The organism is Marinobacter arenosus (assembly GCF_019264345.1).
GTDB lineage: Bacteria > Pseudomonadota > Gammaproteobacteria > Pseudomonadales > Oleiphilaceae > Marinobacter > Marinobacter arenosus.
Genome location: NZ_JAHVAO010000001.1, coordinates 1,782,980 through 1,809,554 on the forward strand (window position 1 = coordinate 1,782,980; position 26,575 = coordinate 1,809,554).

Sequence of the window (26,575 nt, forward strand, 5' to 3'; positions counted from 1 at the left end):
AATTACCGCTTGTCGTCGTCTTTGACTTCCTCAAACTCGGCGTCAACGGCGTCGTCAGCCTGCTGGGCCTGGGCGTCTTCCTGCCCACCCGCTTGCTGGGCCTGTGCACCTTCTTCTGCATACATCTTCTGAGCCAGCTCCGAAGAGACTTCTGTCAGCTTCTGGGTCTTGGCTTCAATATCGGCCTTGTCAGATCCTTCCAGAGCGGTCTCGAGCTCCTTGATGGAAGCCTCGATCGACTCTTTCTCACTGTCACTGACCTTGTCGCCAGCTTCAGTCAGGGTCTTGCGAACCGCGTGAACCATCGCATCACCCTGGTTGCGGACCTGAACCAGCTCCTCGAACTTGCGATCTTCCTCGGCGTTCGCCTCGGCGTCCCGCACCATCTTCTCGATTTCGTCGTCGTTCAGGCCGGAAGAGGCCTTGATCACGATGGACTGCTCTTTGCCGGTCGCCTTGTCTTTCGCAGACACATTCAGGATACCGTTCGCGTCGATATCGAAGGTCACTTCGATCTGCGGCACCCCTCGCGCCGCCGGCGGGATGTCAGCCAGGTCAAAACGGCCAAGCGACTTGTTCTGGGCGGCCTGCTTGCGCTCACCCTGAACCACGTGAATGGTCACCGCAGTCTGGTTGTCATCCGCTGTGGAGAACGTCTGCGACTTCTTGGTCGGGATCGTGGTGTTCTTGTCGATCAGCGGAGTCGCCACGCCACCCATGGTTTCGATGCCCAGGGTCAGCGGCGTTACGTCCAGCAGCAACACGTCTTTCACGTCGCCGGACAGTACGGCTGCCTGAATCGCAGCGCCCATCGCAACCGCCTCGTCAGGGTTCACGTCCTTGCGGGCTTCTTTGCCGAAGAACTCTTTCACTTTTTCCTGAACCAACGGCATGCGGGTCTGACCACCAACAAGGATCACCTCGTCGATTTCACCGGCCTTCATGCCCGCGTCCTGCAGAGCAACTTTACACGGCTCGAGGCTGCGCTGGACCAGATCTTCTACCAGTGACTCGAGCTTGGCACGGGTCAGCTTGACGTTCATGTGCTTCGGACCACTGGCATCGGCCGTGATGTACGGCAGATTCACGTCGGTCTGCTGGCTGCTGGAAAGCTCGATCTTGGCCTTCTCGCCGGCTTCCTTCAGACGCTGCATGGCCAATGAGTCACCGCGCAGGTCGATACCGCTGTCTTTCTTGAACTGGTCGGCCAGGAACTCGATGATCTTCAGGTCGAAGTCTTCACCACCCAGGAAAGTGTCACCGTTGGTGGCCAGTACTTCGAACTGGTGCTCGCCATCGACATCGGCAATTTCAATGATGGACAGGTCGAAGGTGCCACCACCGAGGTCATAAACCGCTACCGTGCGGTCGCCGCTCTTCTTGTCCAGGCCATAGGCCAGGGCCGCCGCGGTCGGCTCGTTGATGATCCGCTTCACTTCCAGACCGGCGATCTTGCCGGCGTCCTTGGTGGCCTGACGCTGGCTGTCGTTGAAGTAAGCCGGCACAGTGATAACCGCCTCGGTCACCTTCTCGCCCAGGTAGTCTTCTGCAGTTTTCTTCATTTTCTTCAGAACTTCTGCAGACACCTGCGGCGGCGCCATCTTCTCGCCCTTCACCTCAACCCAGGCATCGCCATTATCGGCCTTGGTGATCTTGTACGGCACCATCTTGATGTCTTTCTGAACAACGTCGTCTTCGAAGCGACGGCCGATCAGACGCTTGATGGCGTACAGGGTGTTGTTCGGGTTGGTCACCGCCTGACGTTTCGCAGACTGACCTACCAGGGTTTCGCCATCGTCGGTGTACGCGATGATGGACGGCGTGGTGCGATCACCCTCGGCGTTTTCAATAACCTTGACCTTGTCGCCATCCATGATGGCAACACAGGAGTTCGTGGTTCCCAGGTCGATACCGATAATCTTGCTCATTGAGTCACTCCAATTCTTCTGAATGCTTTCCCGGAGACAACTGCCCCGGCTCTCGCCATTTACTGGCTATATTGGCGCTTTAATCGGCTTTTCAAGCCTGCTCATCAATTTTTGGCGAATCCTCTGCCTTGGCGACAACCACCATGGCCGGACGCACAACACGGCCGTTCAGCAGGTAACCCTTCTGAACCACCGCCACAACGCTGTTGGGCTCGGCATCAGGCGCCGGCACCATGGACATAGCTTCGTGCTGCTGGGGGTCGAACGGTTCGCCTACCGGGTTGAGCTGCTCAACGTTGAATTTGCCAAGACTGCTCATGAACAGGCTGAGGGTCATTTCCACACCTTCGCGGATGGAAGCAACCACCTCACCGGTGTTCTCGTTGGCCTCAGTACTTTCGACGGCCTTTTCCAGGCTGTCCGCAACAGGCAGCAACTCCTTCACGAACTTCTCGAGCGCAAACTTGTGCGCTTTTTCGACGTCGATCTCGGCACGCCGACGGACGTTCTGCATCTCGGCCTGGGCGCGCAACATCTGCTCCTGCGCCTCCTTGACCTGAGCCCGCAGCGCCTCGACTTCGGAATCTTCGCCCTCTGCAACCTCATCGTTTGCCTGCGCTTCCTCGGCAGCCGCTTCGGTTGCTTCCTTCAGCTCGTCTTCTACCTGTTCGTTGCGGTTTTCGTCAGTGCTCATGACCACTCCTGCTAACTATCCGGCGGCCGATGTCTGATACGGCCGATTCAACGTGACTTCCGACCGCAGCGAGCCGGAAAACTGTAGTTGCGAACGGATATGGGGCCCAGCTTGCAGGTTTCAACCACCCCGGCGATTAATCCGGCACAAATTCACGCCCGGGAATTTGCAAACCGGAAAAACCCTGTATATATTCACAGTCACTGTATGAAATCACAGTAGTCGACCAGATCCCGGACCGGGTGGGTCAGCGCAGCATTTCGAAGGACGCGGAGGTTTTCTGCATGCTCACACAGCTTACGGTTTCCAATTACGCCATCGCCGAACGGGTGGAACTCCAGTTCAGCAAAGGCATGACGGCCCTGACCGGTGAGACCGGTGCCGGCAAATCCATTGTCCTGGACGCCCTCGGGCTCGCCATGGGCGGCCGGGCTGACGCCGGGGCCGTTCGCCACGGCGCCAAGCGTGCCGACATTACCGCCACCTTCGACGTCGCCAACATTCCCGAGGCCGCCCAATGGCTGGAAGACCACGAACTGGATGACGACAGCGACTGCATCCTCCGCCGTGTGATCAGCAAAGATGGCCGCTCCCGCGCTTACATAAATGGCCAACCCTGCCCGCTTGCCCACCTGAAGGACCTCGGTGGCCTGCTAATGGACATTCACAGCCAGCATCAGCATCAGTCCCTGCTTCGCAAGGAAACCCACCGCAAACTGCTGGACGAGTTTGCCGGCGTTGAAACCCTGGCCGCCAACACCCATGCCGCCTGGAAGACCTGGCACCAGACTCGCCAGCGACTCAGCGAACGCCAGCAGAATGCCGACGAAACCGAAGCCAAGCTGCAACTGATGCGTTACCAGGTGGAGGAACTGGACCGACTGGCCCTGGAGGACGGCGAACAGGAACAACTGGAACAGGAACAGGCGCAATTGAGCCAGGCCGACGCCGTGCTGCACAGCAGCCACCAGGCCGCCCTGCTTTGCACCGAAGAGGAAACCAGTGCGGCCGACCTGGTACGTCAGGCGTTGCAGCAACTGGAGCAGTTACCCGTCGAGGTCCCGGCGTTGGCCGACACCATTCAGATGCTGAACGAAGCCCAGATCCAGATCAGCGAGGCGGGCGACAACCTTCGCCGCTTCGTGGATGACTACGAAGCCGATCCGGAACGACTGGCGCAAGTGGAAGAACGCTTGAGCGCCATTTTTCAGATGGCCCGCAAGCATCGAATTAACCCGGAAGACCTGCCAGAACTGCATCAGAGACTGTCCGCGGAATTGGCCGAACTGGACGGCGGCGCCGGAAGCCTGGAACAACTGGAAGCGGAACTGGAAAAACAGCGCGCCGTGTTTGACGAACTCGCCGGACAGCTGACGGAAGCCCGGGAGCGGGCGGCCGTAGAGCTGGACCAGCGTATTGCCGAGGAGCTGGCGCAGTTGAGCATGCCATCGGTGCAGTTCGTGACACACCTGAACCGCAATGCCAGGAATGAGCCAGCGCCGCACGGTGAGCAGGACATCGAGTTCCTGGTCAGCGCCAACCCGGGCCAGCCAGCCCGGCCGCTGGCCAAGGTCGCCTCCGGCGGCGAACTGTCCCGGATCAGCCTCGCTATTCAGGTCGTGGTGGCCCAGACCTCAACCACACCGACCCTGGTCTTTGACGAAGTGGACGTCGGTATTGGCGGCGGCACCGCCGAAGTGGTCGGCCGCCTGTTACGAGCCCTGGGTGAGAACGGCCAGGTACTGTGCGTAACGCACCTGCCGCAAGTGGCGGCGCAGTGCCATCAACACCTGTTCGTCAGCAAGTTCACCGAAAAAGACGCAACGTTCTCGAAGATTGAAACACTGGATGATCAAGGAAGGATCAGTGAAGTGGCACGCATGCTAGGCGGCGTCGACATGACCGAGCATACCATCGCCCACGCCCAGGAAATGTTTTCCAAAGGGCAGGCCACGCACCACTGAAGCAGTCCATCGAACCTCTACCCCTCTCGATCCTGAGAGCTGTTGGGCGGGTGATTCACCCGCCCCTTTTTTGTTTTATGACTTCACCGGTTTTACGTAGAGGATCAGACTGTGATCAACGATCTCATAGCCACGCTCCTCGGCAATCTTTTTCTGGCGCTCTTCGATGATTTCGTCAACGAACTCAATGACTTCACCGGTCTGGGTGCAAACCATGTGGTCATGATGATCATCGCCCGCCATTTCGAAGACCGCGTGACCACCCTCGAAGTTGTGGCGCAGCACCAGGCCCGCGGCTTCGAACTGGGTCAACACCCGGTAAACGGTCGCCAGCCCCACGTCATCCCCCTGCTCCAGGAGCTTCTTGTAGACATCTTCGGCACTCAGGTGGTGCTCGTCGGCGTTCTCAAGAATGTTGAAGATCTTGACTCTCGGCAGAGTAACTTTGAGACCGACTTTTCGTAATTCGGCGTTTTCAGATGACATGTTACTATTCGCTCTTTGGTGTGCTTCACGGCTTCCGGTATGATGAAGCCGCCATTAGACGGTTACCCCGTGCCACACCTGCCTCAGGCAGGCGATTTCAAGATAGAGGATTTCCCCCGGCGATGCAAAAGCTCACAGCTCTGATTCTCACTCTCATTCTGACCGGATGTGGCTTCCCGGGCGTCTACAAAATCAACGTCCAGCAAGGCAACATCGTCACCGATGAAGAGCTGACTGCACTTACCGAAGGCATGCCCCGCAGCCAGGTGCACGCGGTGATGGGAACCCCGATGATGCTGAACCCGGTCGATGCCTCCCGGGAATACTACATCTATACTTTCCAGCGCAGTGGCGGAGACATCCGGGAACAACGCATCATCGTCTACTACGACAACGACCGTTTCTCCCATTACGAAGCCCAATTGCTGGAAGAGACGCCGGCGTACTGACCCGCAAACTACCCTTTCTTCTTGGCCCGGTTCAGGCGCGCCTGTTTCGGGTCGATCTTGAGCGGCCGATACAGTTCCACCCGATCGCCGTCCCGCAGCTCATGGGCCGCGGGATCCTTGATCACCTTGCCAAAGATACCCATGTCGATGGCATCCGGATCAACTTCCGGAAAGATCCCGACAATCCCTGAAAGCTTGACCGCTTCCAACGCTGTGGTGCCCTCCGGCACCGTGACCGGCACGATCTCCTGCTTGTCCGGCCGGGCATATGCAACCTCAACCTGCGGCATCACATGTCTCCCGAATACAGTTGGTCCGCACGCTTACAGAAGGCATCGACCATGGTGTTCGCCGCCTGGCTGAACACCGTTCCAAACGCCATGCGCGACAGCGAACCGGCAAACTCGAACTCCAGCGTAAGGATGACCTTGCAGGCATTGTGGTCCAGCGGCTTGAAGTGCCAACGACCGGTCAGGTTGCGAAACGGGCCGTCCACCAGACTCATCTCGATGGCTTCCGGCATCTGCAACTGATTGCGGGTTGTCAGGGTGTGCCTTACGCCACCCTTGGCAATTTCCATAGAGGCAGTAAGTTCCCCGTCGTTTTGCTCATGGATTTCCGTGTTGGCACACCAGGGCAAAAACTCCGGGTAGCGGGCAACGTCATTCACCAGGTGAAACATTCGCTCCGCGGAGTGCATGACGAGGGCAGTTTTATCAATCTGATGGGGCATCGGAACCGGTTGTCCTGCTTGTATTCGCGCTTTACTCAACAATGAAGAGCGTGGAAAGACACGCCTGATCAAACGCTATGATAAAGGATATCACCGTCTTTGGGGTCATTTTCACCCGGCGCCGAGTCGGCGGCCGGCGCCTTCTTCGGCGATGAGGCGTCCTCCGGTGCCTCAGATGGCCCGCTACCCGCTTCCCCGGGAACCTCACCGCCGGGTGTATCCGCGCCCCCTTCCACCAAGACGCCCTCGTCATTCATATCCGACATCACGGTGGCGGGTTGCCCGCACCAGATGCCATCACTGCCGGCATCGCACAGGTTGGTCAGGGAGAACGCGGTGTACTGGATACCGATGTAGGCCACCACCACCGGCAGCACCAGCCGCATCACCCAGTACCAGATGGCGGCGAAGAACGCGGGTGCCTGCCCGAGAATACGGTGCGACAGGCTTCGGGTGAGCCGCCAGCCAGTGAATACGGAAATCAGGATGGCAACGGCCGGAATCAGTAATCCACCGGTGATGAGCTCCAGCCAACGGAACACGGTCGCCCCCGCAAACCGGTCATCTGCCCAAAGGTTAAAGGACAGCAGGGAGGCCAGGCCCGTGAGCCAGACCGCCAGCCCCACGATCAGGGCAGACCAGCCACGGGGAGCCCCCGTCCATTCACGAAACCAGCCAACCACCGGTTCCATCACCGCCAGCGAGGTGGTCCAGACAATCATCACCACCATCAGGAACACCGCCGCGATCACGAATTGGCTGGCCGGAAGCTGCCCAAGGGTAACCGGCAACGACACGAACAACAGGCCGAACCCGCGCTCGCCGTCAAAACTGGAGCCATCGGTGGCCATCGCAAAAATCATCAGGCCGGCGATCATCGCCACCAGGGTGTCCATCAGCACCACCGCCAGAATCGAGCGTTTCAACCGGGTATTGGGGGCGGTATAAGCCCCGAAGATAGCCCATACCCCCATCCCGAGGCCCAGGGTGAAGAAGGCATGAAACAGGGCGGCTTTCACGCTATCGAGGCTGACATCCTCGGGATGCATTTCAAGAAGGTGGCTGACCGCACCATCAATGCGTCCATGGGAGGCGGCCAACGCAAAGAGCCCCAGCATCAGCAGCAGGGTGCCGGGCACCACCACTCTCAGCGTGCGTTCCAGACCCTTGACCACACCCTGGATCGACACCCAGATCACCAGGATCAGGAACAGCGCGTGCCACCCCATGAACAGCCGGTATTCCCCAGGATCGGACACCAACCCGGAGAGAATCGCGGTGGCGCCACCCTGATCCACCCCGGAGAACTTTCCCATGGCCCCAAAGAACACGTAAGCCAGAGCGATGGCGCCGAAAACCACGGTAAAGGACAGAACCAGAAACGCCGCCAGGATCCCGAGACGCCCCGCCGACATCCACCAACGGGAGACCTTGGCGCTTCGGATGAAGCCGTCCATCGCCAACACGATGCCATGGCGCGAATACCGCCCCAGGGTCGCTTCGGTCACCATTAACGGCAGCGTCACCAACAGCAGACACGCGAGGTAGAGCAGGATAAACAGCCCTCCGCCGTGCAGGCTGGCCAGGTAGGGGAACTGCCACAAATTCGCGAGGCCGACCGTAGCGCCGACGGCAGCCCAGAAAAACGTGGTTGGGCGGGTGAAGGACCCGATAGGTGTCTGATACGGCGTAGGCATTCGCGTCCCTGATAGGTTCTGGCCACATATTGTAGCCGATGGAGTCACAGACGCACGAGCGCACGGCCCGGATAACGGCGATTTCGTGACCGGTCTGGCACTCCTGAGCTACAATGCGCGCTTTGCCGGCGAAACGCCGGCCGATTCGTTCATTCGTCCGAACCCGGATTACCTGATTCATGAGCAAGAAAAAGCCCGGAACGCCGAGCAGTACAATTGCCCTCAACAAAAAGGCGAAACACGAGTACCACATCGAGGAACGCTTCGAGGCGGGCCTCGCCCTGTTGGGCTGGGAAGTGAAATCCCTGCGTGCTGGCAAGGCACAGCTGGTGGATGCCTACGTGTTGCTGAAAAACGGTGAGGCCTGGCTGCTTGGTGCCCATATCACGCCCCTGACCACGGCCTCCACGCACGTCGTTGCAGACCCGACCCGCACCCGGAAACTGCTGCTTCATGCCAAGGAAATTGCCAAGATCGTGGGCAAAGTGAACCAGACAGGCCATACCTGCATCCCGCTCGCGCTCTACTGGAAAAAGAACAAGGTGAAGTGTGAAATCGCCCTGGTGAAAGGCAAGAAGCAACACGACAAGCGGGCCACCGAAAAAGAACGCGACTGGAACCGTCAGAAGCAACGCATCATTCGCGAAGCCAACGCCTGAGATTCTCCTCTAACAACCTCTCTCAAAGCTGATTTTCGTCAAGTGCGACACACATAGATGTGTCGCATACTCATCCTCTTTGCGCAAAATTTCATCAGGCCTATACTCGAATGTTCTGATCATTTGCAAAGGGAATGCATATGTCACCAAGTCGTACTCCGATGTCTTCGGTTGATCGCGCGTGGCTGCGCATGGACACGCCGGAAAACCCGATGATGATCTGCGGCGTACTGGCGCTGGACCGACCGGTTTCCGTCAATCACCTCAGGCGCATTCTGGAGGAGCGCTTCCTGCGATTCCGCCGGTTTCGCCAACGGGTGGTCGACAAGGGCGATCGCGCCTACTGGCAGGACGACCCCCTGTTTGACCTCGACAATCACCTGCACCAGATCGCGCTCCCCGGCAAGGCCGACAAACCCCAGCTCCAGAAACTGGTTGGCGACCTGAACAGTACCGCCCTCGATTTCCGCCGCCCGCTCTGGCAAATGCACTACATCGACAATTACCTGGGCGGCAGCGCCTTACTGATCCGCATTCATCACTGCATTGCTGACGGCATATCCCTGGTTCGGGTCATGCTGTCGCTCACCGACCGGACACCGGAACCAAAGCTGAAACGCGTGGCACTCCCCCTTCCCGTGCCGGTACGGAAACAATCGTGGCTCCAGAGCACCCTCAACCGGGTTGTGGACAATGTTCAGATGGCGAATTACCAGACCCGCCTGTTCATTCAGTCGGTTCGCGAGGAGCCGAACTACCCGGTCAAGTTGGCAACCACCGCGGGAGACGTCGCCCTGGACCTACTGAAGCTCGGACTGGCCCCGTTTGAGCCCAAGACCGGCCTGAGACAGCCCCTGTGCGGTCGCAAACGGGTGGCCTGGGCCGAGCCTCTGGACCTTGCCGAGGTAAAAGCCTGCGCCAAAGCGCTGGGGGGCACCGTGAACGATGTCCTGATGTGTACCGCCACCGGCGCCCTGCAACGACACTTTGCCGCAAACCGGGAGAACGTTCCGGAGTGCGGCCTGCGTGTGGCCGTACCCTTCAACCTCCGGCCTTTGGATCAACCCATCGAGACCCTCGGCAACCGGTTTGGACTGGTGCTGGTTCCACTGCCGGTGGAGGTTCAGGATCCGGTGATGTGTTTCCGCCAGGTGCAAGAGAACATGAACCGACTGAAACGCTCCTACCAGGCCCAGGTGACCTACAGCCTCCTTGATTTGTTTGGCCGCGGCCCCGACATTCTGGAACGTCGGGCTCTGGACCTTCTGAGTAACAAGGCATCAGCGGTGTTGACCAACGTACCCGGCCCCAAAGAGCCACTGTATCTGGCCGGCGCCAAGGTCACCCAGCCCATGTTCTGGGTACCCCAGAGCGGAAGCATCGGCATTGGCATGAGTATTTTCAGCTACGCAGGCACCGTGCAGTTCGGCATTACCATGGACAAAAACATCCAGGCGAATCCGGATGCCCTGATGCGTTATTTCCAAGAGAGCTTCCAGGCCCTGAGCCACGTGGCTCTTGCCGGTCGCCAGAGCGAACTGGATCGCAAAGCGGGATAGCCCGGTAGGTACAAGTAGCAGGCCTGATTGGCCGTAAAACAGAAACAAACCTTGAAGTCCGGCAAACCGGACACATATACTGGTCATAAGGGGACGACATGGCTTCGACGCTGGTGGCGAACCCTTGAGTGCATGTCGAGATGGCAGCGAATCTCGTTAATCCAAAGCTGCAACGCAATAGTCGCAAACGACGAAAACTACGCACTAGCAGCGTAAGCTGCTAGTCGTCCTGACTGGGTCGCCCGTAGCCCAGAGCAACATCTCAGGACGTCATCGCTTACGGGATGCTCCGTTAGCCAGAGCTCACTGACTAACGGCTAAGATTTAAAGAGATCGCTTCTTGCACCCTGACCTTCGGGTCGCTTGAAGTTAAATTAATAGAAGGACGCTAAGCATGTAGATCCTCAAGGTTGAGTACTGGCGGACGCGGGTTCAATTCCCGCCGTCTCCACCAAACTCCCAGAGAAAAGCCCCTGATTTCAGGGGCTTTTTTCGTTTCCAGGCATTAGATATCACAAGGAATGTCCACCAAATGTCCACCCGGCGAACGACAAGCCTTTTCGAGAGATTGGCTGAAAGAGAGAAAGCTCCTGAAACACACCTCTTCAAAACTGTTGGGTTCTGGTTAGCAATCGCACCGCCGCTATTAATTGGAATTGGACTTGCCGTGTATGCAGGTATAACCGAAGGCAAAGTGTGGACACTAACAACTGATGGGTACAACAGCTTCCTTAAAGATTTCAAACTCCCCATAGCAATAATGGGTCTATCAATACCGTTAGGTGCCCTGGCAGCTGCGGTGCACCGTTCAATGCAGACATCACGGCAAATTATTGAACAAAATCAACAAAATATCTTTTCGAATTACTTGGAACACCGGAAATACTTTCTTGACTATGTCGCGGAACACGCGCCGTTTAAGCGGCTAAAAATAAGTGCTCCGCACCTTTATCAAAGATTGTTCCCCAAGAGTGCGGAAGGCCCTTTGGAGCCGGCCAATAAAAGTATCAGTGAATTTCTCGAAGAGGCTAGATACGTTGCTGACCGCGCAAAAAAATGCGTAAACGGCTCATTAACAAAGAAGCGATTTAAAATTATAGATAGTCTATTGGCCTCGTCTATGGAGCGATCTACCAATCAGTTGCGCAAATTGATTGACGTGCCTGAGTTTGATCCTCAGCGAGTTACAACCGACCCTCTTCAGCTGTTAGCGCAGACACTCAGACAGAACGAGGATGGCGCAAAAGGATTAGTGGAGTGTGCAAACTTCCACAAGACCTATAGGGCTGAGGAAGATTTCTCTGAACTAGAGTCTGATACGCAGTTTTGCATCGAAAGAATCGAGTCGATGTTGAAGCTCTACAATCTCTGGAGAATGATAGTGGCGGAAACATCGGAAGATACCCCTTCCAATCCAAATTCGACCCTTTCACAACGCCTGGAGAATGTTCGAGTAAACATGAAGGCAAACCTGCTCACGACAGAAGACTTCGAAGTAATCTTTAAGCACCACCTAACGGATAAAGAGCAGCAAATAATTCTAGAGAGTGGACCAACAAACTGGCGAATCATCGGAGATAGCATCAAAACTTCGGCAGATATTGCAGACTCTCAATAAGATAACTTGGCGCAAGATGCGAGTACCTCATAGTCATCGAAATAGTCGAATGGCCAAGAATTCTTTGAAGTGCAAGAATATCACCGCCATTCATCAAAAAATGACTCGCAAAAGTGTGCCTTAGAACGTGAGCAGCCTGCCCAGGTGGTAGGCTAATGCCCGATTTATCTAAGGCTCTCCGGAAGGCAGATAAAGAAAAACTGAACTGACCATGCTCTTTCAAATGTTCACGGAGTTCCTGGTACAGATCCGGAGGCAATGGGACAGCACGCGACTTCCCACTCTTCGTGTTCACAAACGTAAGCTTCCCCTCCTGAACGTGCCGCAGCTCAAGATTTTCAGCCTCGCCCCACCTCGCACCAGTGGCTAAGCAGATCCTTGTAAGGAGGTGCACGTGTGGATTCTTGCTGACCTCCTCGATAGTTTTGAGAAGGTGACGGATCTGCTCGACCGTCAGCCAGGATAGCTCGCGTTCATCCAGGCGTATCATCTCGACGTTCCTGATTGGGTTGTCGAAGTCGATTTCGTTCAGCCGATTGAGTTGGTTATAGACCGCGTTTAGGTAGCCCAGGTGGTTGTTCAACGTTTTCTTGCTCGCCCCTTCCTGGATCTTATGGGCGCGGTAGGCCAGGAAGGAAGACGGTGTTACGGTCCTAGCGATTGGGTTGCCCATGAGTTCGGCCATCGCCTCAAGACACCGCTTTCTCCGTTCGCCGTCTTTCAGATGAACACCCTTAGCGTTGAACCACACCTTGATCAACTGCTTCAGCGTTCGATTGTCCGATTTCGACGGGTTCCACTCTCGCCCTTCTGCCCGCTTGGCCAGAACGAAAGTTTCAAAACGCTTGGCTTCTGCCTTCGAATCAAAGCTTTTCCGGATACGCTTGGAACCCCGACCATCCGTGCGAAGATCTACCTGCCATCGTCCTGATGGGAGCTTCCGAATCATGCAGCCACCTTCGTTAGCAGTCGTCGTTTTATAAGTCCGTCCTGGACGAGCTGGAACAGCTCGTTTTCATAGATCTCCCGTCGTCGGTAGTAGGCGCAAAGATCCTCCCAGAGTCCCGATTTCTTGAGGCAGTCCCAAGCCTGACGAGGGTTAAAACGGTTGCGTGCATAAATGGACAAGAGATTGCCAAAGGCCAGGGAGACATTTTTTTCGTTGCCGCAACCGGGTTCCTTTTTTGCGCGTTTGTAGAGCAAATCTGGGGCTGAATAGCCGAAGCCGATGTCCTCTCTGAGCTTGGTCCAGATGGGGTGTACCCATTCCCGCTTTACCTCATAGCGGTTGCCCTGGAGGGCGTACTGCCAGAGGCCCGTCAGGTGCGGCACCGCGTCCATATAGGTATAGATGGGCTTCATGTTAGGCGTGCCCTGGGAGATCTCGTTGACAATGCGATGATGGAAGCGAATTTCCAGACGCCAGACCGGCTTATCCGGGTCATAACAGGTATCCGGGAAACACTCTTCGTTGGTGGCACATTCCCAGATGCTCTCCATGAAGGCCCGCTTGTCGCTGACATCGACTTCCTTGGACTTGTCGTAGAGGCAGACCTGAAGGCTGTTGGCCTTTCCAAAGGTGTAGGTTTCTCCCCGGCCGTTTACCGTTGAGCCCTCCAAGCCCTGGAAGTGAAAGTCGCTCATGCCGTTGTGCACGCTGATGGTCCGAGCCCGGGTAACGAAGTGTTGGGCAAAGTCCTGAGGCGGTTCCCAGCCCTGAAAGTCGACGGCCAGGTGTAGCGCGATACCGACCGGATTGATGTTAGTAAGGAAGTACATACCCCACTCGGCCAGCTCGTCGTGGATCTCCTGACTGGAACGCTCATAAAGCCAGCGCGGGGAGGTTTCGATTTTCACGTGCGTGCCCAGGGTGTCGGCTTCGGCGTAGAAGTTCTGCAGAAGAATGGTTAAGCCGTATTCGCGATTTTGCAGGATGTATTTAAAGCCACCGCGTCGACCGGACTGGAGCCGGAACGGGATCTTTTTGATGGTGAGGGTGGCGTCGTAGCCGGATTCATATTCGGTGGCGATCTCAGCGAGGACTTCTGGTTTTAAGCGTCCCTGGAAGAGTTGACGCACGGTGTCCGTGCCGGTCCAGAGCACATTCACACCCTTGAGGTTCACTTGCTGGCCTTCGGGACCGATAAACAGATCCCCTTTCCCGATTTCCCCGGTGCTGATGTCCATCCGTTCAAAGTCTTTGATTTTCATCTATGGCTCACTGTGGTTCTGTGTGGTTTAAAATCGACTACCGTCGTTTTCTATGAGACGTGTTACAGGGACGTCTCCAAACCGCTGCGCGGCGCGTGGCGGTCGCTCCGCTCGCGCTCACGCGCCGTCGCCTTCCTTCTCGGGTAGTGCTGTTTCCAGGTAAGAAGCCCGGTTCTGCTTGTCCTCGTCGGTCCGCTCCGGTTCCCGATAGCTGTAATAAGTCACGAGCTTGCCCCGGATGACGCAGAAGGGTTCCCCGGTCTTAAGGAACTTCGCGCAGTTCCTTGAGTGGATCTTGCGGGTACCGGTTTCGCCCCAGATCCAGTAGACCCCGTTAACTTCCCCGACGATCCGCCACTTGTTGGAGAGCGGCAGCCAGCCGGGTTCGATTTCGTGTTTGACCTGGTGCGGCGCCCTGCCCTCCAGGCTGGCTTTGACGGCGCGGGTTCGTTGGGCCGTTTGGGCGCTCTGGGTTGCGGTCACCGGTTGTTGGTTTCTTTGTTGTTGCTCGGTTGCTGGCGTTGTTTCGTCGGTGCGGTCTTCCGGACTGAAGTAAGCGACCGCTTTCCAGGCACCCAGCGCCATGATGAGGATCGAGATCGGGATGCCGAACTTGATGAGCGGGTGCTTGAGGACGTTGGCGCGGTCGTCGGCCTTCTCTTCCATGCCCGCCGCGAAGTCGGTTTTGTTGCGGGTGTGGCTCTTGTAGTACTGGTAGATCTCGGGCTTGTAGGAGCCGAAGAGCTGGCGCATGGGTTGGCCGGGTTTCTGGCCGGTCGCAGCGCCCATGTACACATCGACCCGGTACTTATTCTTCTGGCCGATCGCGGTGAGTTTGACCGCCCGGTAGGTTTCCTCGATGAGCCCTCTTACGAAGGCGCAGAGTTGGGCGAGGTCCTGGGTGACCAGGACGATTTCGTTAGTGCGTCCGTCCGGGCCGACGTTGTGGCGGTGTTCGGTGAAGAACTCTTTCTGGCACTGCGGGATGTTCGTGGCCTTCATCCCGCTTTTCCAGAAGCGCCACGCCTCGTCGATGATCCAGATAACCCCGGCCGGGTGGCGTTCCAGGTCAAAGAAACGGGAGTCGTCTTCCGCTTCCTTGTTGTCAAACATGGTGACTTTGCCCTGAGGGTAGTCGTCGGCCAGTCGTCCGAGCTTCAGGGGGATGTTCGTGATGATGTGTCGGCCTGCTTCCAGGGCAGGAATCACGACGTTTTCGACTACGCCATAACTCTTCCCCGATCCCGGCAGGCCCGAGTAACCGACAATGGACATGGCTTACCCTATGAACGGAATTCTGCGGAGAATGAATCGGGCGATCAGCGCGGTCATGATGGCCGTGAGCCCGTATCCAAATTCGAAGACGGTCAGGAAATACAGCAGCTGACCGCCCAGACCGTTGAAGACGTTTTGCACGTCGACGATCTGTATCTCGGGCAGCCAACCCAGCATGAGCTCCACGGCATCCACCAGGAGGCTGAACATCAGTCGTGGCACAAAGAGCACGATGTCGATCAAGGCATCGATGAGTTTCTGGATCATGGGTCAGGCCCTCAGGAAGACGAAGATGGCGGCCAGGGTCCAGGCGGCAATAAAAAGCAGGGACAACAGGCCACGGTGGCTGTTCAGGATGTCGCAGTGGGTATCGAGCGGCATGGCCGACCAATAATCCGTTGAAGGGATCGTCCAGACCGGGCAGGTGTTGTTCTCGGCAATGGTCGGGATGGTGGTGACCGCCTGAATGGTCGGATGTTGGGTCAGCAGGGTTTGGAAACGGTTAGTGGTTTCCTCGAAGGTGGGCGCGGTGCCCTTGCCTTCCGTTGAATAGCCCTCGCTGGGTCCGTCCATCTTCTGGTTGATGTCATCCAGGGTGCTGTTGGCTTTCCCCAGGCCTTCATTGATGTTCTTGTTGAGCTGACTGATGCCCTTGCCGACGTTGTCCAGGCGGTCGTTGGTGCCGTCGATTTTTGAGTTGGTGTCGCTGATGCCTTCGCGGACTTTATCGAGGCCTTTGTCCACAGATTCCGGATCGTTTTCGCGCTGGTAATCGTCGGGTTCCCCGTCGCCGTCGGTATCAGTGTTCGGTGCTTCCGGGGTTTCGGGTTCTTCCGGCTGGTCTTCGGGATCGGAGCAGACGAAGCCGTATTCGTCGATGACAATGACACCCTGGTTATCGCACGTTGGAGGACCGTATTCGTCGGGGATGCAGGCCGGGGTTCCGTTGACCACACCAAAGGCACCGCCGTCGCATTCCATGTTGGAGGTGCAAAGGTTGTGCTTGGTGGAGCCGTTACCGATAAAGCCTTTGTAGTCGGAGGAGTCGGCGTTGCAGTCATCGGTGTTCTCGGCGGTGTCCTGGAGGCAGACGCCGTTTAATTGGCCATTGGGGCATTCAAGGACGCAGCGACCGTATTCAGCGTCGTAGATTTCGCCGTTCTCGTAGCATTCTTCAGGCTGGTCCGGCGCAAGGCATTCCCCGGTGTCGGGGTCGGTGTAGTTCGGTGGTTCGCAGGGTGTCGGCGGGTTGTCTACGCCTGCAAAATCGTAGGCATAGAGCACGGGATTGCCCGTACCCGCGACAGGCACTTCGAACCGATGGTAAGGGAGATTGGTGTAGGTGACGCCGTCGATACCGACGGTCCGGGTGTCCGTCTGCGGATATTCGCACGGGTAGCTGGTATAGCCGTCCTGGACTTTGTTATCCAGGTAAGAACAGATCTCTGCGGCGCTGCCGTACCAGGTCGGCCCGGAATGCCACTGGTCGTTCGATACGTAGAAAGGCGCAGCATTGGCTGTGACTGAAAAAAGGCAGAGCCACAGGATCAGACATCCTTGAAGAGATAGACGCATAGTCCTGACCCCATCAGAAAGAATGTCCAGTCCCACAGCTCTGCCACGGTTACGCTCCTACTTGATCATGCTCAGCAGGAGGCGGGCACCTTTGCGCACGACGTAGAAGCCGGCGAGGACACCCACAACGGCGATGACGCCGGTGATTTCACCGGAGAAATCCAGACCGCCGGTGACGGTGGACCAGTCCGCAGCAGCCGCAGGGCCGCCAACGATGGTGAATGCGAATGCGCACAGCGCGATGAGTTGTTTCTTCATAGTGATTACCTCAGCATTTTCAGGAGTTGGCGGCCGCCCCATGCGACTGCCATGAGTGGCAACGTGACTGAAAAGCCGTAGAAGATGCCTTCTGTCACGGTTGCCGCGGTGACCTCGGTCGGAACCGAGAACACCACCTGGGTGATGGTTCCGGTGCAGTCCCAGCCATTGGCTGTGAGTGTCCAGTCGCCGTCACACAGGATTGCTTTGCTCACCGGTCAGTCTCCTGTCCCGGTTACGCAGATTTCTTGATGGGTTCCTGGGGCTTGAGCTCCAGGGCCTTGAAGGTGATCTTGCCGCCCTGCCCCGCTTTCATCTGGGCCTTGACGGTGAACATGCTCGGCAGGCGTTCGGCGTGGTTGCGCAGCTGGTCGATGTGCTTCCAGTCGCAGGCGATCTTCATGACTTCGTTACCGACGCGGTTGTCGTCGTCCGCTTCGGCTGGGGAGTAAGCCCACAGGGAACCGCCTCGGTTGCCGTCGATGTCGTAGCGGGTGGCGCCGATGATCATGAGGTTCAGGTAGTTTTCCATGTCGTGTGTCCTCTGGTTTTGGTTTGGTGTTGCTTAGTTGTCCGGCTGGGCCGGGTTTGCATATACAAACTGGGTTTTCGTTAAAGCCTTTCCGGGTTTTGCTTGGGAAAGGGTGTTGAAGCTGGGTTTGCGACCCCTTTGGGGCAGGCTCTACTCGCGTTGCTCCTGGCCCCTAAGGTGGCCACCCTTACGGGTGACGATCCCTGTCGCCTGCCGCACTCCGTTTGCCGCTTGTGCTCATGGTTCGGAATCAAGGGGCGGCCGTCCTCCCCCGACATCCTCACCACTCCGGATGCGCACTGTGGACCAGCCAGAGCCCGCCACAAGGCCAGGGGGCCTACGGCCCTGGCGCTGCGCGCCAGCCTTGTAACGGTCACTGTCAGGCCCCCTGTTCGTGCGCGAGTGGTGACGATGACGGGGGCGGACTCGAAGGCTTTTCAGGGGGTTGGTCCTGAGTGCCAAAACTGGGGCAGCCAGCCTCTAGCCAGGCGCGTAGGACGGAACCGCCGAGGGTCCACAGATCGGTACCTCGTTGGATGGCTTCTTGCTGGAGTTGCAGGTAGATGGAGGACGGGGCGCAGACGTAGAAACGCCGCTCTTTGTCTTCCACCTGGTTCTGTCTCGGGGGAATGGTGCTCATGGTTGCGTCTCCGTGACGTTGGGAAGGTCCAGATGGCCGCAGTCCCAGGCGTCCCGCAGTTGTATAAGGCGGTCAAAGGCCGGGCTGTGATGGCCGCTGGCTTCCAGTTCGTGGATCAGGGCGTCAGTGAAGCCGGCTTTGCAGCGGGCCATGTAGTCGCACGGGTAGTCGGTGCGGACTTCCTGCAGGTGGCTTAACTGGTGCAGGAGATTGTCAAAAAGGCCTTCCAGAGCCTGTGCAGTGAGCGCAGAGGACGGACGTGGGCCCTGGAAGGCAAAACTGGCCGCGTTGATGGCTTTGCTGATGTCATGGCGCTGATCTCTCATGCCGCGGCCCTCAGTGCGGTGCAGGCCTGCCCGACTGCCCAGGCTTTGAAATCGCGGGTGTCGTCCTGGATGAGGAACTCGGCCCAGAGGATGGTCAGGCGAAGCCCAAACCAATAGAGGTCGGAATCGACCTTCATATAGGCAGAGACCATCTGGTGGATCTGGCTGATGCGCTGGGCAGCTTCTTCGTAGTTGCCTTCCTGATGGGCTTCACAGGCTTCCCGGAAGCGCAGTCGCATGATGGTTTTCTTTTGGTTGCGAAGGTCCGGAGTCATTGCCAATCCTCCTGGTCCAGGGCCTGCTGAGACAGGGCAGCAATGTTGACCATGCGCACCCGGCCGATCTTGAGTGAAGGCAGATGTCCCTTTTCGATCTGGCCCCTGACCTGACCTTCCGTCAGGCCCGTGAGTTGGGCATAGCGGTCCTGAGTCATGACGGGGGTTGCGATCAGAATGATTTGCTTTTGCTCGTCCACTGTTTTGCACTCTGCTACACTTTCTAAAATTGATGATGCACCCATAAACGCACGGTGCATTATTTACACCTGACAACATAGTGCACCGTGCACTATGTGTCAATAGCGTTTTTGTGCACGTGAGAAATTTATGCCTAGCAACATTCAAGAAAGGTTCGCTCACCTGGTCAGAAGATCCGGTGAGCCCATACAAAAACTGGCTAACGAGTCAGGAATCGACTATCGAAGATGGGTAAATGTATTGAATGGCAGAGCAAGGCTAACCGCAGACTTCATAGAGTTCGCAGCCCAAAAATGGGTGATTTTCTCCTTATGGCTGGTACTAGGAGAAAAATTCGAAAATGATGAGGTTTGTATAAATGACCTTGTAAGTCCTTCTGAGTTTGACAAAGAACAAACAAGCTGGAAGCTAGAGTCATTATTAGATGACCTTCAAAAACAATATCAAGAAAAGACTAAAGAAGAAATTTCTGAGTTAATCGAAAAGATCAGCGAATTGAAGAAAAAATAACAACGAAAGTTAAACCAGCCAGGAATCAATGCCTGCAATCGAAACTTCCAAATAGCAATAGCATGAAAATTATGCTGAACCCTTCAGAAAGAAATATCAAAGGACGGAAATGTTTAGAGTATATGAGGTAGAGCTAAAAGGGTTTTGGGGAACGAAATCCCTTAAAGCATCATTTAAAGACAATGTTAATATAATTATAGGCCGAAACGGCACAGGTAAGACGACATTCATGAACATCATGCATTCTGTGCTAACCGTAGACACAGAAGGTCTTTTCGAGCATGAGTTTGATGAAGTGAAAATAAAGCTAAAAAGTGAGACAGGAAATAAAAGAAAAACAATTCGAGCAACAAAAGAATTTGAAGACCTTCTACCATTCCCCACTATAAACTACAAAATATCGAACAAATCTCACTCAATGCGACTTGTGAGTCATGAGGAATCAAGAAGAGCGCCTCTGCGATACAGAAGAAGCATGCTTCTGCAGTCGCAAACAATAAAAGAGGAGTTAAGCAAAATAGTCAAGACGTCAAGCTTGACAGTATACAGAACTCGGCAAGAGCAGAACTCGAATATTGACATACCGGATCGCTCCAGGAGAGGAATGCAACCCCTCTCACCTGTTGACGAGAGGCTCAAGGAGCTAATGGGAGGATTGACCCACTACCAGCTTCAGCTATCGAATAGGGCTCGACAAGTATCTGAAAAGCTGCAGAAAGACGTACTCGCCTCACTTCTTTACGACGGACAGTCTAACGACATCGGTTATGATCTGGACTTTAATAAAGAAGACGAAGAACGCAAGCTAAAAACTGCCTATAGACAACTAGGCGTTTTGGATGGGCCTTTGCGTAGAAAGATATCAAAGCACGTTTCCATAATTGACAAAACTGTAAAAGAAGTTAAAACCTTTATTGAAGATTCAGAAAAGAAAGAAACATCATCAACTACATCGCTTAACCTTGCACCACTGGAGTCATTGAAAACAACAAGGTCGATCGTAGAACTATCGCTTGACGCTGAAACTGAAACCAAAAAGATTTTTTCAAAGATCGAGAAATACCTAAGTGTTCTTCAAAGCTTTATAAAGGACAAAAAGTTTAAACTAGATAGCTACGAAGATCTAACGGTATCGATAGATGGATCAGAAATAAACATTACTAGATTATCTTCTGGCGAAAAACAGCTAATCATTTTACTTACAGAAGCTCTGCTTCAAAGAGAAGAGCCTTTTGTATTTCTCGCAGATGAACCAGAGATATCACTGCACATAGAATGGCAACAAAAAATAATACCTGCTATTCGAGAGTTAAACCCTAACGCGCAAATTATCGTTGCAACCCACTCTCCAGAAATTGCTGGAAAGTACGAAAACTCTCTGATCAAAATGGAGAATATCGTAAAATGAGTGGTTTAAGATATTCCTCTGCAGCGTTAAATGTTTTAAACGAGTTCTATGACAAAGAATATGTTGTATATGTCGAAGGAGAGGACGATATAGTTTTTTGGGAATCAGTCTTCCATAATTTGGGGTTTAAATCAGTACAAGTTGAGCAAAAATTTGGATCCGGTCAAATAGATGATTACCAAGATTCGGTCGTTAATGAAAATGCAAAAATTATAATTTGCAGAGACGCCGATTATCTAAGGTTTGATGGACAAGAGTGCAAACACCCTCGGGTGATCTACACAGCTGGCCACTCAATAGAGAATTCTATAATTGATATAGGCTCTCTCTCGAAAATGGTTCTTCATTTGGGAAGATGTTCCCGAAACGAACTGAATGAGATCCAGGAAGAGCTTCAGGACTGGCTGGAGAATTTCTTTGATGAAATTGAAGAACTAATCGAACTTGAAATTGCTGCGAATCGCTTTCGAAAGGGAGTAAAAATCCTCGGGGAAAACTGCGCAAGATTTATGAAGACGCCTCAATCAGCAGAGGTATGTGAAGAAAAATTGAAGCTATTCATCCGTGAAGTAAAAAACAAGTTTAATCAAGATGAAATTCGTCAAGCCAAAGAGCTAATACGTGACTCTAACATGGACTCAATGGATATAGTCAGAGGTCACTTTCTTTTGAGCGCCACTATTAGAGTGATAAATAGCCAGATCAAAAAACGTAGAAAAAAGGTATCAGTGAAAGCTGAGGATATATTTAGCAGTTGCATGCAAAACTTTGAATCACACTTTAGCTCCCATAGGCACAAGGAGCATTATGATTCTGCTGTTACTGAAGCAACAAAGTCGCTCGCTTGATTGATTGAAGAAAACATGAAAACCGGGAAGCCCTCCGTATCCTCAAGCTTAGAGGGATTAAGAGACAACTTACACAATAAGCGTGAGATCTGATGAAGGTAACGACTGGTGTCCTCGCAGTGTCCACGCCATTGTATTTTTGAGTGGCTCCGTGTGGGGCCAATTTCCCTTAAGTGGCTGTTTGTGCAGCACTGTGGGATATTGGGCAGCTCTCGCATAGGATTGAAAATCCCCGTGTCGGTGGTTGGACTCCGCCTCCGGCCACCACAGGGGAAAATGGGACAGATTTACCTTCTAACAGTTGGCGCCAGATCTCTCCCTGACCAGTCACACCACCTTGCAGGTGTCGCGCTTGCCAGGCATCCTTGCCGGCGGTGAGCCCTGGTCGTCCTAACCGAATGGCTCAGGCGCTATTCTGACAGCCGCCAAGATGGAAACCAGAGAACAAGTCCCAACTCAGCGTGAGATATCGCTTATATGCCCTACTGACCAAGCAGGCATTTACGGGAGTACTCCAGGCTTAGATCCCGCCTTTCGCGCCTGAGTCGGTTTACGTAGTGAGCTGAACCGCCGCGTCTTAAAAGGGAATCGTAATGATCGACCCGATCGCTTAGGCGCTCGCAGTAGAGGTGATGCTCTCTCTTCTCTTTTGCCTTGCGCTCTTCCTCTCGTTCACGATCTCTAATCTCCTGCTGTTCCTGGTAAGACGTCTGTGAAGGAACTGAAGAAGAGCTAGCCAGATTCACTACATTGCTACTATCACGCCCAGAGAAGCGCTCGTAGCGTTTGCAAGCTGCATCCCGGTAGGTTTTGCTCTGTGGGGCACCGTCCTTGAGGTACTCAGCATTCCAGAAACGACACATTTTCAAACTGGACCTGATGGCCGATTGGTTTCTTTGCCGATCGCTAGATTGCTGAGTCGTCGTACTAGATGGCTGAGTCGCCTGAGAGGTTTTGGTGCTCGACGAACCTGGCCTGACAGTCATCGGTTGCATGTCGGAGAGACGTTGCTGAGTAAATCCGCTGGAAGGCTTTCGCTCAGATCTGTCTCCAGGAGAAACGATTGAAGCCATGAATAAGGAATGCAACCCCATCTCATAGAGCATCATCTGTCCGTTGTCGGACTTGAGAAAAAAATAAGCGCCTGCTAGCAGGGCGATGGTGAGCAGGTTGGCAACAAATACAGCGAGAACGGTCCCTGTAAATCTCAAAATCAGCTCCTTTGATCCCGGAAGATGTATGTAATTAATGAGCATACTAGTCATTTGCTGACAAGATTGGCAGGACGTTTTCGTAACTGAAGGTGTCAACAAAGTGTCCACATAGCCGTGAGCGTGTGTGGTTTTCAGTGGACTTCAGTTTTCGGAAATAACTGTTTTGGCATGAATTGTGGTTCTCTGTGGCGCTTTGGAAGGCTGCGGCATCGGGTTCAATTCCCGCCGTCTCCACCAAATACCCAGAGAAAAGCCCCTGATTTCAGGGGCTTTTTTCGTTTACCCCCCCCATAAAAGTCAGCAAGCAAACCGCGACCATCACCCCCCGACCAGCTTCAACACCCTCTCCAGCATCGGATCCCGGCCCTCCTCGCGCCCTTTTCGGCCGAGGTAATGCAGACGGATATGGGGAGGAATGCCGACGTCTTCGTACACCTGGCCATCGAAAGCCCGGTAGATTTCGTTGGATAAGGTCAGGTGCCAGCCGTTTGGCAAGTGGCGCTCCAGGGTGTCAGACAGGATGCCGTGAGTGGGCTCACCAATCAGGGTGAGACGGGGGTGCTGAAGCAAAGCGAGCACGAGGATTTCCGCGGCACTGGCCGTCAGCTCGCTGGTCAGCACAAACAGGCTGCCACGGTAGGTTTCCGAGGCAGGGTTAACGTAGATGGCCTGTTTGCCGGTGAAACCGTTGCCATGGCGAGCTGACTTGGTGAAGGCGAGCCGTTTCCGATCCATCAGGTAGGCGGCAAAGCGCAAGGCAACGCCGTCGTAGCCGCCGCCGTTATTGCGGAGATCGACAACCAGATTGGGTAGGTGGCCGACATCGGCGAGTACCGCCTTCATCACGCCGTCGATGGCATCCAGATCAGCGGCGGGTTCACCGGTCCTCCCGCTCTGGCCGGCCATGGCCCGGATATTCAGATAGCCGATACCTTCACTGAGGCGGCCCCACTCCACCAGACGGTTGCCGCCGTGCCTGCCACCGCTGGCAAGGTAATCCTCTCGGATGAGGCCGTGGAGCCAGTCTTTCAGATCGCCCAGGTAGCTGGCGAGTTCGCGGTCATCATTGGCGTCTTCGAGTTCCCGTGTCAGCCGCTGGTAAAGGGCCGGGTGGGCGCCGGCATTGTAGTGGCCCGAGGGCGTGTGCAAGCGGATATGTCCGTCTTTGAGCGGCCTCAGCATGGCGGCCATGGTGGCAAACAGCGTTTCCCGTGAGCTGCCGGGCTGAATTTGCCGGCGATAGGTGTGGTATGCCTGGTCCCACGCCACGCCTTTCAGGTCAAACAGCGCGTACTGCTCGTCGAAGGTTCGCCAAAAGATTTCGAAGTTGTACTCCGGGTCCGCCGGGTCCTGTGTCGGGGTGGCAGCGGCGTGGGCGGGCAAGGCGGCCAGGCGGCGAAAGCCAATGCGCGTCACACCACTGACCCGGTGGGCACTGAACGCCTGACCACCCGGAGACACCGCCAGATCCTCGTAATAATGACCGAGTTCCTGAAGGTTGCCCCTGTAAAGCGGGAGACAGCTGATGGCCGTTTCCTCAAACAACGTGTATCGATCCCCCTCTATGGCCAGTATTTTGCCGTAACCTTGCGAACGCCAGACGCCCTGCAGGTCTTTGAAATGGGGAACAGAACGGGACTGGTTGCGCCCTTGGCGAGGTTGCATAGAGACCTTCGCTTCGTAGAGATCCTGATTCCTACAGCGTAGCCAATTATGGGCCAGAGGATGGTCTATCCGGCCTAATGACTTCCCGATTCCGGTCGATACCCTCTGAAAGACCTGGTCACCATTTGAAACAAAGCTGTTAAATATTGCTTCAGGGCAAAGCTGCTACTATGGCTACACACCTGAGGCACCGCCAGCTTGTTGATTTCCTGGGTGCCATTCCCAATCGATACGCCATCAAGCGCCTGTGCCCGGGGCTTGGAATTTGAAAGGATACCGCCGCATGTCCAGCAAAACGAAACAGGCCCAGAAACTCCTGCTGTTTCGGCTGTCCGGTTCCCGCCTGTTCGGAATCGGCACTCTGAAGATCCGTGAAATTCTTCCGTTCATGCGGCTGAGCAAGCTGCCCCACAGTCATCCTGCGGTGATTGGTACGGCCACGTTTCGCGGTTCGGCGGTGCCAGTGATCGATATGGCGGCGGCGGTCGGCCACCCTCCCCTCACCCCGGAGGAACAGCAAAAGGCGTCGATCATCATCACCGACATTCAGCGCCAGGAGATCGGCTTTCTCGTCCGGGGCGTGCACCAGATCATCGAAGCGGACTGGAAGCATGTCATGCCGCCACCGAAGGCACTGGGGGACAGGGCCTTCATAACTGGCCTGCTGGACGTCGAGGGGGACATCATCCAGTTGCTGGATGTGGAGCTGTTATTGGCCAAAGTCTATCCGCAATCTCTGGTGACCCGCGATGTGAGGCTCACCGATGTCGAGAGCGAAACCCTGAAGGCCCTGAACATCCTGCTGGTGGACGATTCCCAGGTTGCCCGGAAACAGTTGTCAGACGTTCTCGACAGCAAGGGCATTTCCTACCAGGTCACCTCCAACGGTGACGAGGCGCTGCAGATTCTGCTGAAGGACGACGAACTGGCCCGCCCCATCAACATCCTGGTGAGCGACATTGAAATGCCCGGGCTGGACGGCTACGAACTCACGTTCAACGTGCGGGATAACCCGGCCCTGAAACAGCCCTACGTGATTCTTCACACCTCACTGAACAGCGAGATGAGCCTGAGTTACGCGAACCAGGTCGGCGCCAATGAGGCGCTGACCAAGTTTGATGCCAAAGAGCTGTTACAGGCCATGCTGCGGGGCGCCAGGGAATCCGGCTAGAATCCGAACCAGTTTTGCTTGATGGTTTCGTACTGCTCTTTGGTGATGATGCCCTCCTCGGCTAACCGACGCATTTCCGCGACGGCCAGGGGAATGCGGCGCTTGCCTGTCGGCAACTGGCTCTGACCCCGTGTAATTCCTGCGCACAGCCCCTCAATAAAGAGCGCCAGGCGGGCCTCGTCAGACAGCTTGGCATCCAGGCGGAACAACACCACATCGCTGTTCAACGCCACGAATTCATAGCAATGCCGGCGCAGGCGCAGCGCCAGCGCCATCAGCCCCAGCGCCACCACCGCCGGCGCCAGTAGCCACAGGGGCGCAGCCGGCAGAAACGAGTAGATGGCCGCCGGCAGGGTCAACAGGCAGATCGCGACGAACCAGAGTTTGTATCGGTTGTCCTTCACTTCCCTCGGTGCCGGGTCCACGAAAGTCAGGTCGAGCACTTGTTCCGGCAGCTCCTTCGTCCGCCGGTGGGTGCTGATCAACAGGTAGTGCTGATTGAACCGCTTGAACAAGGTGCTGGTCTTGGCACGCACATTGGTTTGCCGAAGCTTGCTGTTCACCTGCCAGGTCTCCCGGGGCGGCAATTCCCACCCCGGGCGTTGTAACTCAAGATTCGGTGCGGCCCAGTTGTCCAGGTCTATGATGTCGCTCTGGCTTACTGCAACTGTCACGTTTC

The 26,575-nt window shown here is 55.4% G+C and carries 30 protein-coding genes and 1 other RNA gene; 10 read left to right on the plus strand and 21 right to left on the minus strand.

The genetic code is table 11. The annotated features are described in order from the left end of the window. Positions 1-2: 2 nt before the first annotated feature. On the minus strand, positions 3-1,928 hold the full coding sequence (dnaK, locus tag KXD86_RS08260; RefSeq protein ID WP_218635559.1) for a molecular chaperone DnaK: 1,926 nt from the start codon (positions 1,926-1,928) through the stop codon (positions 3-5). A gap of 91 nt (positions 1,929-2,019) precedes the next feature. Next, positions 2,020-2,622, minus strand: a complete 603-nt coding sequence (gene grpE / locus KXD86_RS08265) for a nucleotide exchange factor GrpE (RefSeq protein WP_218635560.1) — start codon at positions 2,620-2,622, stop codon at positions 2,020-2,022. 284 nt (positions 2,623-2,906) lie between these two features. On the opposite strand from grpE, the gene recN reads away from it, so the two are divergent. After that, positions 2,907-4,586, plus strand: a complete 1,680-nt coding sequence (recN, locus tag KXD86_RS08270; RefSeq protein WP_218635561.1) for a DNA repair protein RecN — start codon at positions 2,907-2,909, stop codon at positions 4,584-4,586. Between the two features lie 75 nt (positions 4,587-4,661). Here the strand turns inward: recN and fur are convergent, their stop codons facing one another. Next, a complete protein-coding gene (fur, locus tag KXD86_RS08275) occupies positions 4,662-5,072 on the minus strand; it encodes a ferric iron uptake transcriptional regulator (protein WP_218635562.1) in 411 nt (136 codons plus the stop codon). 122 nt (positions 5,073-5,194) lie between these two features. Here fur and KXD86_RS08280 point away from each other — a divergent pair, with 122 nt between their 5' ends. Next, entirely contained in the window at positions 5,195-5,521 is a 327-nt protein-coding gene (locus tag KXD86_RS08280) for an outer membrane protein assembly factor BamE (RefSeq protein WP_218635563.1), read from the plus strand. An 8-nt stretch (positions 5,522-5,529) separates the two neighbouring features. Here KXD86_RS08280 and KXD86_RS08285 read toward each other — a convergent pair whose 3' ends face one another. The 3 genes from KXD86_RS08285 to KXD86_RS08295 all read right to left on the minus strand — a co-directional run bounded on the left by KXD86_RS08285 (position 5,530) and on the right by KXD86_RS08295 (position 7,951). Beyond that, positions 5,530-5,811: an RnfH family protein gene (locus KXD86_RS08285; RefSeq protein ID WP_218635564.1), complete on the minus strand. Its 282-nt coding sequence runs from the start codon at positions 5,809-5,811 to the stop codon at positions 5,530-5,532. Continuing rightward, positions 5,811-6,254 carry a type II toxin-antitoxin system RatA family toxin gene (locus tag KXD86_RS08290; protein WP_218635565.1) on the minus strand — a complete coding sequence of 148 codons (444 nt, stop codon included), beginning with the start codon at positions 6,252-6,254 and terminating at the stop codon, positions 5,811-5,813. The genes KXD86_RS08285 and KXD86_RS08290 overlap by 1 nt, the downstream gene beginning before the upstream one ends. A 68-nt stretch (positions 6,255-6,322) precedes the next feature. Further along, on the minus strand, positions 6,323-7,951 hold the full coding sequence (locus KXD86_RS08295) for a sodium-dependent transporter (protein ID WP_218635566.1): 1,629 nt from the start codon (positions 7,949-7,951) through the stop codon (positions 6,323-6,325). 179 nt (positions 7,952-8,130) lie between these two features. Between KXD86_RS08295 and smpB the strand changes: the two genes are divergently transcribed. The 4 genes from smpB (at position 8,131) to KXD86_RS08315 (ending at position 11,787) form a co-directional block, all read left to right on the plus strand. Then, complete coding sequence (gene smpB / locus KXD86_RS08300) at positions 8,131-8,610, plus strand: SsrA-binding protein SmpB (RefSeq protein ID WP_218635567.1); 480 nt, start codon at positions 8,131-8,133, stop codon at positions 8,608-8,610. A 140-nt stretch (positions 8,611-8,750) separates the two neighbouring features. Continuing rightward, a complete protein-coding gene (locus KXD86_RS08305) occupies positions 8,751-10,169 on the plus strand; it encodes a wax ester/triacylglycerol synthase family O-acyltransferase (RefSeq protein WP_218635568.1) in 1,419 nt (472 codons plus the stop codon). An 89-nt stretch (positions 10,170-10,258) separates the two neighbouring features. Then, positions 10,259-10,623, plus strand: a transfer-messenger RNA (tmRNA) gene (gene ssrA, locus KXD86_RS08310). Positions 10,624-10,701: 78 nt separating this feature from the next. Further along, positions 10,702-11,787: a hypothetical protein gene (locus KXD86_RS08315; protein WP_218635569.1), complete on the plus strand. Its 1,086-nt coding sequence runs from the start codon at positions 10,702-10,704 to the stop codon at positions 11,785-11,787. Here KXD86_RS08315 and KXD86_RS08320 read toward each other — a convergent pair. The 12 genes from KXD86_RS08320 to KXD86_RS08375 all read right to left on the minus strand — a co-directional run bounded on the left by KXD86_RS08320 (position 11,753) and on the right by KXD86_RS08375 (position 19,139). Further along, a complete protein-coding gene (locus KXD86_RS08320; RefSeq protein WP_218635570.1) occupies positions 11,753-12,736 on the minus strand; it encodes a phage integrase in 984 nt (327 codons plus the stop codon). The genes KXD86_RS08315 and KXD86_RS08320 overlap by 35 nt on opposite strands. Continuing rightward, a complete protein-coding gene (locus KXD86_RS08325; RefSeq protein ID WP_218635571.1) occupies positions 12,733-13,998 on the minus strand; it encodes a phage replication initiation factor in 1,266 nt (421 codons plus the stop codon). Before KXD86_RS08325 ends, KXD86_RS08320 begins: the two co-directional genes overlap by 4 nt. Positions 13,999-14,115: 117 nt before the next feature. Further along, the gene (locus KXD86_RS08330) at positions 14,116-15,273 is read right to left on the minus strand and encodes a zonular occludens toxin domain-containing protein (RefSeq protein ID WP_218635572.1); all 1,158 of its coding nucleotides are present in this window, start codon (positions 15,271-15,273) and stop codon (positions 14,116-14,118) included. A gap of 3 nt (positions 15,274-15,276) precedes the next feature. Next, on the minus strand, positions 15,277-15,540 hold the full coding sequence (locus tag KXD86_RS08335; protein ID WP_218635573.1) for a DUF2523 family protein: 264 nt from the start codon (positions 15,538-15,540) through the stop codon (positions 15,277-15,279). Positions 15,541-15,543: 3 nt separating this feature from the next. Beyond that, a complete protein-coding gene (locus KXD86_RS08340; RefSeq protein ID WP_218635574.1) occupies positions 15,544-16,848 on the minus strand; it encodes a DUF948 domain-containing protein in 1,305 nt (434 codons plus the stop codon). A 57-nt stretch (positions 16,849-16,905) separates the two neighbouring features. After that, positions 16,906-17,106 (minus strand): hypothetical protein, encoded by a 201-nt coding sequence (locus KXD86_RS08345; protein ID WP_088829429.1) that lies wholly within the window; start codon positions 17,104-17,106, stop codon positions 16,906-16,908. A 5-nt stretch (positions 17,107-17,111) separates the two neighbouring features. Continuing rightward, on the minus strand, positions 17,112-17,321 hold the full coding sequence (locus tag KXD86_RS08350) for a hypothetical protein (protein WP_218635575.1): 210 nt from the start codon (positions 17,319-17,321) through the stop codon (positions 17,112-17,114). 20 nt (positions 17,322-17,341) lie between these two features. Next, positions 17,342-17,638, minus strand: a complete 297-nt coding sequence (locus tag KXD86_RS08355; protein ID WP_138438222.1) for a hypothetical protein — start codon at positions 17,636-17,638, stop codon at positions 17,342-17,344. Positions 17,639-18,017: 379 nt separating this feature from the next. Then, on the minus strand, positions 18,018-18,278 hold the full coding sequence (locus KXD86_RS08360; RefSeq protein WP_218635576.1) for a hypothetical protein: 261 nt from the start codon (positions 18,276-18,278) through the stop codon (positions 18,018-18,020). Beyond that, positions 18,275-18,604: a hypothetical protein gene (locus tag KXD86_RS08365; protein ID WP_218635577.1), complete on the minus strand. Its 330-nt coding sequence runs from the start codon at positions 18,602-18,604 to the stop codon at positions 18,275-18,277. Before KXD86_RS08365 ends, KXD86_RS08360 begins: the two co-directional genes overlap by 4 nt. Next, the gene (locus KXD86_RS08370; protein WP_218635578.1) at positions 18,601-18,879 is read right to left on the minus strand and encodes a hypothetical protein; all 279 of its coding nucleotides are present in this window, start codon (positions 18,877-18,879) and stop codon (positions 18,601-18,603) included. The genes KXD86_RS08365 and KXD86_RS08370 overlap by 4 nt, the downstream gene beginning before the upstream one ends. Next, a complete protein-coding gene (locus KXD86_RS08375; protein ID WP_228739351.1) occupies positions 18,876-19,139 on the minus strand; it encodes a hypothetical protein in 264 nt (87 codons plus the stop codon). The genes KXD86_RS08370 and KXD86_RS08375 overlap by 4 nt, the downstream gene beginning before the upstream one ends. A 70-nt stretch (positions 19,140-19,209) precedes the next feature. On the opposite strand from KXD86_RS08375, the gene KXD86_RS08380 reads away from it, so the two are divergent. From KXD86_RS08380 to KXD86_RS08390, 3 genes are all read left to right on the plus strand, one after another. After that, positions 19,210-19,590, plus strand: a complete 381-nt coding sequence (locus KXD86_RS08380; protein ID WP_218635579.1) for a hypothetical protein — start codon at positions 19,210-19,212, stop codon at positions 19,588-19,590. A gap of 109 nt (positions 19,591-19,699) precedes the next feature. Continuing rightward, the gene (locus KXD86_RS08385; RefSeq protein WP_218635580.1) at positions 19,700-20,998 is read left to right on the plus strand and encodes an AAA family ATPase; all 1,299 of its coding nucleotides are present in this window, start codon (positions 19,700-19,702) and stop codon (positions 20,996-20,998) included. Continuing rightward, positions 20,995-21,846 carry a DUF4435 domain-containing protein gene (locus tag KXD86_RS08390; RefSeq protein ID WP_218635581.1) on the plus strand — a complete coding sequence of 284 codons (852 nt, stop codon included), beginning with the start codon at positions 20,995-20,997 and terminating at the stop codon, positions 21,844-21,846. Before KXD86_RS08385 ends, KXD86_RS08390 begins: the two co-directional genes overlap by 4 nt. Positions 21,847-22,328: 482 nt before the next feature. On the opposite strand, the gene KXD86_RS08395 is transcribed toward KXD86_RS08390, so the two are convergent. Beyond that, positions 22,329-23,102, minus strand: a complete 774-nt coding sequence (locus KXD86_RS08395; RefSeq protein ID WP_218635582.1) for a hypothetical protein — start codon at positions 23,100-23,102, stop codon at positions 22,329-22,331. A 276-nt stretch (positions 23,103-23,378) separates the two neighbouring features. Beyond that, positions 23,379-24,725, minus strand: coding sequence for a S41 family peptidase (locus KXD86_RS08400; protein ID WP_218635583.1), 1,347 nt, complete (start codon positions 24,723-24,725; stop codon positions 23,379-23,381). Between the two features lie 283 nt (positions 24,726-25,008). Between KXD86_RS08400 and KXD86_RS08405 the strand changes: the two genes are divergently transcribed. Then, a complete protein-coding gene (locus KXD86_RS08405; RefSeq protein ID WP_218635584.1) occupies positions 25,009-25,896 on the plus strand; it encodes a chemotaxis protein in 888 nt (295 codons plus the stop codon). Here KXD86_RS08405 and KXD86_RS08410 read toward each other — a convergent pair. Then, positions 25,893-26,570, minus strand: a complete 678-nt coding sequence (locus KXD86_RS08410; protein ID WP_218635585.1) for a hypothetical protein — start codon at positions 26,568-26,570, stop codon at positions 25,893-25,895. The genes KXD86_RS08405 and KXD86_RS08410 overlap by 4 nt on opposite strands. Positions 26,571-26,575: the final 5 nt, after the last annotated feature.

Excerpts from the sequence above, each read along its gene's own strand:
- grpE (WP_218635560.1), bottom strand. The coding sequence starts at position 2,622 with ATGAGCACTGACGAAAACCGCAACGAACAGGTAGAAGACGAGCTGAAG.
- KXD86_RS08380 (WP_218635579.1), top strand. The coding sequence starts at position 19,210 with ATGCCTAGCAACATTCAAGAAAGGTTCGCTCACCTGGTCAGAAGATCC.
- KXD86_RS08285 (WP_218635564.1), bottom strand. The coding sequence starts at position 5,811 with ATGCCGCAGGTTGAGGTTGCATATGCCCGGCCGGACAAGCAGGAGATC.
- KXD86_RS08375 (WP_228739351.1), bottom strand. The coding sequence starts at position 19,139 with ATGCACCGTGCGTTTATGGGTGCATCATCAATTTTAGAAAGTGTAGCA.
- KXD86_RS08290 (WP_218635565.1), bottom strand. The coding sequence starts at position 6,254 with ATGCCCCATCAGATTGATAAAACTGCCCTCGTCATGCACTCCGCGGAG.
- recN (WP_218635561.1), top strand. The coding sequence starts at position 2,907 with ATGCTCACACAGCTTACGGTTTCCAATTACGCCATCGCCGAACGGGTG.
- KXD86_RS08345 (WP_088829429.1), bottom strand. The coding sequence starts at position 17,106 with ATGAAGAAACAACTCATCGCGCTGTGCGCATTCGCATTCACCATCGTT.
- KXD86_RS08330 (WP_218635572.1), bottom strand. The coding sequence starts at position 15,273 with ATGTCCATTGTCGGTTACTCGGGCCTGCCGGGATCGGGGAAGAGTTAT.
- smpB (WP_218635567.1), top strand. The coding sequence starts at position 8,131 with ATGAGCAAGAAAAAGCCCGGAACGCCGAGCAGTACAATTGCCCTCAAC.
- KXD86_RS08320 (WP_218635570.1), bottom strand. The coding sequence starts at position 12,736 with ATGATTCGGAAGCTCCCATCAGGACGATGGCAGGTAGATCTTCGCACG.
- KXD86_RS08280 (WP_218635563.1), top strand. The coding sequence starts at position 5,195 with ATGCAAAAGCTCACAGCTCTGATTCTCACTCTCATTCTGACCGGATGT.
- KXD86_RS08395 (WP_218635582.1), bottom strand. The coding sequence starts at position 23,102 with ATGCTCATTAATTACATACATCTTCCGGGATCAAAGGAGCTGATTTTG.
- KXD86_RS08405 (WP_218635584.1), top strand. The coding sequence starts at position 25,009 with ATGTCCAGCAAAACGAAACAGGCCCAGAAACTCCTGCTGTTTCGGCTG.
- KXD86_RS08325 (WP_218635571.1), bottom strand. The coding sequence starts at position 13,998 with ATGAAAATCAAAGACTTTGAACGGATGGACATCAGCACCGGGGAAATC.
- fur (WP_218635562.1), bottom strand. The coding sequence starts at position 5,072 with ATGTCATCTGAAAACGCCGAATTACGAAAAGTCGGTCTCAAAGTTACT.
- KXD86_RS08335 (WP_218635573.1), bottom strand. The coding sequence starts at position 15,540 with ATGATCCAGAAACTCATCGATGCCTTGATCGACATCGTGCTCTTTGTG.
- KXD86_RS08390 (WP_218635581.1), top strand. The coding sequence starts at position 20,995 with ATGAGTGGTTTAAGATATTCCTCTGCAGCGTTAAATGTTTTAAACGAG.
- KXD86_RS08385 (WP_218635580.1), top strand. The coding sequence starts at position 19,700 with ATGTTTAGAGTATATGAGGTAGAGCTAAAAGGGTTTTGGGGAACGAAA.
- KXD86_RS08295 (WP_218635566.1), bottom strand. The coding sequence starts at position 7,951 with ATGCCTACGCCGTATCAGACACCTATCGGGTCCTTCACCCGCCCAACC.
- KXD86_RS08365 (WP_218635577.1), bottom strand. The coding sequence starts at position 18,604 with ATGAGAGATCAGCGCCATGACATCAGCAAAGCCATCAACGCGGCCAGT.
- KXD86_RS08400 (WP_218635583.1), bottom strand. The coding sequence starts at position 24,725 with ATGCAACCTCGCCAAGGGCGCAACCAGTCCCGTTCTGTTCCCCATTTC.
- KXD86_RS08360 (WP_218635576.1), bottom strand. The coding sequence starts at position 18,278 with ATGAGCACCATTCCCCCGAGACAGAACCAGGTGGAAGACAAAGAGCGG.
- KXD86_RS08340 (WP_218635574.1), bottom strand. The coding sequence starts at position 16,848 with ATGCGTCTATCTCTTCAAGGATGTCTGATCCTGTGGCTCTGCCTTTTT.
- KXD86_RS08315 (WP_218635569.1), top strand. The coding sequence starts at position 10,702 with ATGTCCACCCGGCGAACGACAAGCCTTTTCGAGAGATTGGCTGAAAGA.
- dnaK (WP_218635559.1), bottom strand. The coding sequence starts at position 1,928 with ATGAGCAAGATTATCGGTATCGACCTGGGAACCACGAACTCCTGTGTT.
- KXD86_RS08305 (WP_218635568.1), top strand. The coding sequence starts at position 8,751 with ATGTCACCAAGTCGTACTCCGATGTCTTCGGTTGATCGCGCGTGGCTG.
- KXD86_RS08370 (WP_218635578.1), bottom strand. The coding sequence starts at position 18,879 with ATGACTCCGGACCTTCGCAACCAAAAGAAAACCATCATGCGACTGCGC.
- KXD86_RS08355 (WP_138438222.1), bottom strand. The coding sequence starts at position 17,638 with ATGGAAAACTACCTGAACCTCATGATCATCGGCGCCACCCGCTACGAC.